Annotated in this window: 2 protein-coding genes; both read right to left on the bottom strand. The window is 68.7% G+C overall.

Annotation, left to right across the window (positions count from 1 at the left end; genetic code table 11):
• Nucleotides 1-334: 334 nt before the first annotated feature.
• Nucleotides 335-1,048, bottom strand: a complete 714-nt coding sequence (locus NTW26_11995) for a ribonuclease Z (GenBank protein ID MCX7022969.1) — start codon at nt 1,046-1,048, stop codon at nt 335-337.
• Nucleotides 1,049-1,055: 7 nt separating this feature from the next.
• Nucleotides 1,056-1,998: hypothetical protein (locus tag NTW26_11990; protein MCX7022968.1), on the bottom strand; the 943-nt coding region annotated here is incomplete at its 5' end.

Genomic DNA, 1,998 nt, shown 5'->3' with positions numbered 1-1,998 from the left:
CACCCTTAATCCCTCTCCCACAGGGAGAGGGAGACCGTTCCGGGCCATGTTACGCAAATTGCGATGACGTAGGGGCGGGGCTCCGTCCCCGCCCGCGGGCGACCGTGGACGGTCGCCCCTACGGGTTTCATTGCGTGGTGCGGTCGTAGGGCGGGGTTTCCTAACCCCGCCGCGTTTACGCTCCCACCCCCGGCCCGCAGGCGAGCCACTCCCAAGGGGAGAGGGAAGCCGCCAACGGGGCGTCGGGAATTAATAAAGCCACCGCACGCGGGGCTAAATGTGAGAATCACAAAAAAATCGCGTCGCGATACTGCGATCCAACGCGCTGCGTTGGTCAATCGCCCCGCTCCGCGGGATGGACCCCGTGGATGAGCCCGAAGCGCTTCGCCAGGCGCCCGTAAACCTCCGCCTCCGCCCGGGACAGGTGGACCCGCGGGTCGAGCCGCGGCTCCCGGTCGCTCAAGGTGGCTTCGACGAGCGCCAGGTCCGCCCCCTCGCAGAGCTTCCGCAGATTCTCGCAGGGCCCCGTGTCGCCGGAAAAGGCCACGACCTTACCCCCCAGCTCCACCCGGTAGCCCAGGGCGGGGATGGAATCGCCGACGCCGGCGGCGGTGGAGCCGCGGTGCTCGACAGCGTAGGCCCGCAGGTTCCAACGGTCCAGCTTCGTTTCGTCGCCGTCGCCGAGGGGCAGGCGCAGGACGGTGAAGGGCGCGTCGGGGTAGAGTTCGAAGAAGCGGTCCAGAAACGCCTCTACCTCGACGCAGCCCGCCGGGTACGCCACCGGCAGGGCGGCTTCGCGGCCGATCATCCGCAAAAAGCCCAAGAGCGTGTGCAGGCCGCCCACGTGGTCGAAGTGACCGTGGGAGAGGGCGACGCCCTCCAGCCGCGCGGGCCTGAGCCGGGCGTCCAGGAGGTCGCGCAGCGCCCCGTCGCCGCAGTCGAGCAGCAGAAACCCGCCCCGATTCTCCACCGCCACGGTGGTCGCCACCCCGGCGGCGGAGCAGAGCACGTGGACCGCGATGTTGCCGTCGAGCCCGAACGTCTTCACGCGTCCCTCACCGGTTCAAATCTATCTGTTTCAAGTCGAATACGATCCCGCCCCGGCCACGGAGGCGGTTGTAGAAAAGCGGCATGAGCCAAAGCGTGGGCACCGCCACCCCCACGGAGAAGAGCGCGTCGGCGACGAGGTCCCCGCCCGCCAGCGCCCCCAGGATGAGCTCCAGGACGACCGCGATGACGGTCAACGCCAGGAAGCTGGGCAGGGCGTAACCCAGGGAGCGGAGCCCGAAGCGCCGGAGGACGACGCCCTCGGCGGTTTCCGCCAGTTGCAGCCGGACGCCGTCGCCGCCGGCGGCCACGCGGTTGTAGATGGCGGCCGCCAGCATCCCCCCGAGCACGACGATACCGGCCACGAAGAACGTCCCGGCGAGGCCGTTCACCAGCAGCACATCGAGCCCGGGCTCCTCCCCGTAAAAGAGCGTGCCCAGGCCCAGCGTGCTCACCAGCCCCAGCGTGCCCGCCATGTTCACCGCCGCCAGGACCAGCATCGGGACGAAGAGGCGGCTGAGGCTGCGGGAGGACACCTCGGAAAGACGCCGGGCGTCCGGCTCGTCCTCCACGGGCAGGAGCTCCAGGTCCAGCGTCAGCAAGCCCCGGTTGTACCGGTTGTACACCGCCGCGAAGGCCGCCAGCCCCAGGACGCCCACCAATGTGTTGACCGGAATGAGGACCGCGAAGGTCAGGAGGAACCCGCCGCCGGTGACCTGACTCACCAAAAGGGTCAGCTCCCGCGAACCGCCCAGCCCGGTGAGCCATGAGACCCCGAACACCGCCCAGGCCGTGAACAGAAGGGGGAGGTAGAGGCGGAGGAGGGAGAGCGGCCTGATATGGGTGATTTGCTTCACGGTTCGGGCCTCGTTGTAATTACCGGAACAGTATACCAGACCCAGCAGGGTGGCATGGACCGGGTGATGGCTGCCGCATGTCCCCTCCCCCCCT

This window comes from bacterium, from assembly GCA_026398675.1.
In the GTDB taxonomy this organism is placed as follows: domain Bacteria; phylum RBG-13-66-14; class RBG-13-66-14; order RBG-13-66-14; family RBG-13-66-14; genus RBG-13-66-14.
Note: the sequence above shows the minus strand (reverse complement) of the source record. Positions and strands in the feature narration are given on the sequence as shown.